Genomic DNA, 5,124 nt, shown 5'->3' with positions numbered 1-5,124 from the left:
TCGCTGCTCAACTTCGAAACCGTCAAGTACTTCAACAACGAAGCCTTCGAGGCCCGGCGCTACAACGACGCGCTGGAGAAGTTGCGCCTCGCCCGCATCAAGAGCCAGACCACGCTGTCGCTGCTCAATACCGGCCAGCAACTGGTGATTGCCGTGGCCCTGGTGTGGATGCTGTACCGTGCCACGCAAGGCGTGGCCTCGGGAGCGCTCACCCTGGGTGACCTGGTCATGATCAACGCCTTCATGATCCAGCTCTACATCCCGCTGGGCTTTCTGGGCGTGCTGTACCGGGAGATCAAGCAAAGCCTGACCGACCTGGACAAGATGTTCGTGCTGCTGGAAAAAGAACGCGAAATTGCCGACGAACCCGATGCCCAGCCTCTGGTTCTGGCCCACCCGCCCACGGTGCGCTTCGAGAACGTGCACTTTTCCTACGAGCCCGAGCGCGAGATTCTGCATGGGGTGAGTTTTGAAATTCCGGCCGGCAAGACGGTGGCGGTGGTCGGCCCTTCGGGCTCGGGCAAATCCACCCTGGCGCGGCTGCTCTACCGCTTTTACGACGTGACGGACCTGGACCCCGCTTCGTCCAGGACGGGTGGCTCGGGCCGTATCACCATCGACGGACACGACATCCGACGCGTGACCCAGTCCAGCGTGCGCCAGGCCATCGGCATCGTGCCTCAGGACACGGTGCTGTTCAACGACACCATCGAATACAACATCTTGTACGGGCGCCCTGGGGCTTCGCACGAAGAAGCGGTGGGTGCGGCCCGCGCGGCGCACATCCACAGTTTCATCGAACGCCTGCCCAAGGGCTACGCCACCATGGTGGGCGAGCGTGGCCTCAAACTCTCGGGGGGCGAAAAGCAGCGCGTGGCGATTGCCCGTACCTTGCTCAAGAACCCGCCCATCGTGATCTTCGACGAAGCCACTTCGGCGCTGGACTCCGCCAATGAGCGGGCGATCCAGAGCGAGCTGAAGACCGCCGCCCGCAACAAAACCTCGCTGGTCATCGCCCACCGACTGTCCACCGTGGTCGACGCCCACGAAATCCTGGTGCTGGAGCAGGGCACGGTGGTGGAGCGCGGCACCCACGCGGTTTTGTTGGCGCAGGGTGGGATTTATGCGCGCATGTGGGCTTTGCAGCAGTCCGGGGAATGAGGCCAACCTGCGGCGTGAAGCCATAATCCGGCATGGAAACCAAATGGCTGGAAGACTTTGTGAGCCTGGCTGAAACCCGCAGTTTCAGCCGTTCGGCGCAGTTGCGCCATGTAACCCAGCCGGCGTTTTCCCGGCGCATCCAGTCGCTGGAGGCCTGGGCCGGCACCGACCTGGTGGACCGGTCCTCGTACCCCACACGGCTGACGCCGGCCGGCAAAACCCTGTACGACCAGGCGCTGGAAATGCTGCATGCCCTGCAAAGCACGCGCGCCATGTTGCGGGCCCACACGGCGGCGGCGCAAGACGTGATCGAATTCGCGGTGCCGCACACCCTGGCCTTCACCTTTTTCCCGGCCTGGCTGTCCAGCCTGCGCGAGAGCTGCGGCCCCATCAAGACGCGGCTGATCGCGCTGAATGTGCACGACGCGGTGCTGCGCATGGTGGAAGGCAGTTGCGATGTGCTGATCACCTACCACCACGCCTCACAACCGATCCAGCTCGATTCCGAGCGCTACGAAATGCTGTTGCTGGGCGGTGAATTGCTCTCGCCCTTTGTCAAACCCGACGCCGAGGGCAAGCCCGCCTACCGCCTGCCCGGCACATCCACCCAGCCGATCCCCTACCTGGGCTATGCGCCGGGTGCCTATCTGGGGCGGGCCGTGGACACCATACTCAAACAACAGGGCGCGGGCGTGTGTCTGGACCGGGTGTACGAAACCGACATGGCCGAAGGCCTGAAGGCCATGGCGCTGGAAGGGCATGGCCTGGCATTTTTGCCCGCCAGCGCGGTGCGCAAGGAATTGCGAGCCAACAAGCTGGTATCGGCGGGCGCCGGTCTGGAGATGGCGCTGGAGATCCGCATTTACCGCGAGCGCCCCACCGCCGGCCGGACCAAGCGTGCGGCGGACCGTTTCTGGGACGACTTGCAATTGCATTTGCAAAGCGCGGCCCAGAGCAGTCCGGCGCCGGTGTTGCGCGCCTGAAGACCCGAGCACGCCGGGTCGGCGGTGAGACAATCGCACCATGAGTACCGCCCCCTCCATCCCGCAAATCACCCTGACCCGACCCGACGACTGGCACCTGCATGTGCGCGACGGCGAAGCCTTGCGCACCGTGGTGCCGCACACGGCGGCGCAGTTCGGCCGCGCCATCATCATGCCCAACCTGAAGCCGCCGGTGACCACCGCTGCGCAGGCCGTAGCCTACCGCGAACGCATCCAGGCCGCCGTGCCCCCGGGCGTGTCGTTCGAGCCGTTGATGACGCTCTACCTCACCGACAACCTGCCCGCCGACGAAATCGCGCGCGCCAAGGCCGCCGGTGTGGTGGCGGTCAAGCTCTACCCGGCCGGAGCCACCACCAACAGCGACGCCGGCGTGACCGACATCCGCAAGACCTACAAGACCTTGGAGGCTTTGCAGCGCGAAGGCCTGTTGCTGCTGGTGCACGGCGAGGTCACCAGCCCCGACATCGACCTGTTCGACCGCGAGGCGGTGTTCATCGAACAGCAGCTGCAACCGCTGCGCCGCGACTTCCCCGAGCTGAAAATCGTGATGGAACACATCACCACGAAAGAAGCCGCCCAATACGTGGCCGAGGCCGGGCCGTTCACGGCGGCGACCATCACCGCCCACCACCTGCTGTTCAACCGCAACGCCATCTTCACCGGTGGCATCCGGCCGCACTACTATTGCCTGCCGGTGCTCAAGCGCGAAACCCACCGCCTGGCGCTGGTGGCGGCGGCCACCAGTGGCAGCGATCGCTTCTTTCTCGGCACCGACAGCGCGCCACACCCCGCGCACTTGAAGGAGCACGCCAGTGGCTGCGCCGGTTGTTACACCGCCCATGCCGCCATCGAGATGTACGCCGAGGCTTTCGACGCCGCGGGCGCTCTGGACAAATTGGAAGGTTTTGCCAGCTTTTTCGGGGCCGACTTTTATGGCTTGCCACGCAACAGCGGCCAGATCACCTTGCGGCGCGAAAGCTGGGTGTCGCCCGACAGTTTTGCCTTCGGCGAGACCGAACTCAAGCCCTTGCGCGGTGGCGAGGCGCTGCCGTGGAAGCTGGTCGCCTGAGCTGGCCGTGAGCCAGCCCGATATCGACTGGGCCGCGCCCTGGTTTGCGCCGTACCAAGCGCCTGGGCGGCGGGTGCTGGCGGCGCAGCTGCAAGGGCAATGCCTGCCCCAGGCCTTGAACGCCTGGGCGGGCGCGCCCAAACATTTCGTGTCCCAAGCCGAACTGCCAGAGGGCATGGCCTACGAGCAGTTCATCTTCGATACCGACCGTGTGCCCACGCGCGAGAACCTGCACGACTTCTTCAATGGGCTGTGCTGGCTGCGTTTCCCGCAGACCAAGCGCCGCCTGAACCAGTTGCAAGCGGCTGAAATCGGGGCCGCAGGCGTGGGCCAGGTGCGCGGTCCGGTGCGCGACGCGCTGACCTTGTTCGACGAAAACGCCGCCTTGCTGCAAGCGCCCGATCCGCTTTGGCAGGCCTTGCTGGCACGCGATTGGTCGCGCCTGTTCGTGGAACTGCGTCCCTTGTGGGCGCAGGCGCGTCTGGTGCTGTTTGGGCATGCGCTGCTGGAAAAGCTGGTGCTGCCCTACAAATCCATCACCGCCCACGTGTGGCGTGCGCCGGTGCCAGCGGCGCTGGGCGAGGACTTGGCCGACTGGGATGCCTGGCTGGCCACGCAGCTGCATGCGCACGAGCTGGCGGCCAAGCCGTTCACCCCCTTGCCGGTGCTGGGTGTGCCGGGTTGGTGGCCGGCCAACGCCGAACCGGGTTTTTACGCCGATGCCGGGGTTTTCCGGCCCAAAGCCGCCGTTCGCTGACGCTGGGCGGCCACGGCTATGATCGCTCGCGCAGGCTTGGGCGAACTTTTTGGGTTTGCGCCACACCAAGACGCAGTCCCGCGCACCGCCATCGGCTTGAAACCGCCGCTGGCCGCCCCCATGTGCAGCGGGTCGTTTTAAACCCTCGGAGTTTTCATGAAGCGCATTCTGTTGTTTGTTTTGACCAACTTCGCCGTCATGGCGGTTCTGCTGGTCACCACCCGGATCCTGGGGGTCGACCGGTTTCTCACGGCCAACGGACTGGACATGACGGCGCTGGCCGGGTTCTCGCTGGTCATCGGTTTTGGCGGCGCCATCATCTCGCTCTTGATGAGCAAGACCATGGCCAAGTTCAGCACCGGCGCGCGCATCATCAATGCCCCCCAGAACGGCGACGAAGCCTGGCTGGTGGAAACCGTGCGCGGCTTTGCCGACAAGGCCGGTATCGGCATGCCCGATGTGGCGATTTTTGAAGGCGGACCCAACGCCTTTGCCACCGGCGCGTTCAAGAACTCGGCCCTGGTGGCGGTGTCCACCGGTCTACTGCAGAACATGACCAAAGAAGAGGTCGAGGCGGTGATTGGCCACGAGGTGGCGCACGTGGCCAACGGCGACATGGTGACCATGACCTTGATCCAGGGCGTGATGAACACCTTTGTGGTGTTCCTGAGCCGCGTCATCGGTTACGCGGTCGACAGCTTTCTGCGCCGGGGCAACGACAACAACTCGGGCCCGGGCATGGGTTACCTGATCACGACCATCGTGATGGACATCGTGCTGGGTTTCCTGGCCGCCATCATCGTGGCCTGGTTCAGCCGCCAACGCGAATTCCGTGCCGACGCCGGTGCGGCCCACTACATGGGGCGCAAGCAACCCATGATCAACGCCTTGGCCCGCCTCGGTGGCCTGACCCCCGCTGTGCTACCCAAAACCATGCAGGCCCTGGGCATTGCGGGCGGTCTGGGCAAGCTGTTCTCGACCCACCCCCCGATCGAAGAACGCATCGCCGCTCTGCAAAAAGCTTGAAGAAGCAGGACATGCACAGATGCAAAAAAGCGACCCCTTGGGGTCGCTTTTTTGTGGGCCGGGTGGCTGGGGTTTAACGGTCCCAGCGGTCACCGCGCCAGCCGCCG

5 protein-coding genes are annotated in these 5,124 nt (G+C 64.8%); all 5 read left to right on the top strand.

Annotated elements, in window-relative coordinates; translation table 11 throughout:
- On the top strand, positions 1–1,161 hold a 1,161-nt coding region (locus ABYB95_RS16770), incomplete at its 5' end, for an ABC transporter ATP-binding protein/permease (RefSeq protein ID WP_372659699.1).
- Between the two features lie 32 nt (positions 1,162–1,193).
- Positions 1,194–2,144, top strand: coding sequence for a LysR family transcriptional regulator (locus ABYB95_RS16765; RefSeq protein WP_372659698.1), 951 nt, complete (start codon positions 1,194–1,196; stop codon positions 2,142–2,144).
- A gap of 40 nt (positions 2,145–2,184) precedes the next feature.
- Positions 2,185–3,234, top strand: coding sequence for a dihydroorotase (gene pyrC / locus ABYB95_RS16760; RefSeq protein WP_372659697.1), 1,050 nt, complete (start codon positions 2,185–2,187; stop codon positions 3,232–3,234).
- 7 nt (positions 3,235–3,241) lie between these two features.
- A complete protein-coding gene (locus tag ABYB95_RS16755; protein ID WP_372659696.1) occupies positions 3,242–3,991 on the top strand; it encodes a DUF3025 domain-containing protein in 750 nt (249 codons plus the stop codon).
- Positions 3,992–4,147: 156 nt separating this feature from the next.
- Positions 4,148–5,017: a protease HtpX gene (htpX, locus tag ABYB95_RS16750; RefSeq protein ID WP_372659695.1), complete on the top strand. Its 870-nt coding sequence runs from the start codon at positions 4,148–4,150 to the stop codon at positions 5,015–5,017.
- The last annotated feature ends 107 nt before the right edge of the window (positions 5,018–5,124 follow it).

Origin of the sequence: Hydrogenophaga sp., from assembly GCF_041633695.1 — a bacterium.
Lineage (GTDB): Bacteria > Pseudomonadota > Gammaproteobacteria > Burkholderiales > Burkholderiaceae_C > Hydrogenophaga.
Note: the sequence above shows the minus strand (reverse complement) of the source record. Positions and strands in the feature narration are given on the sequence as shown.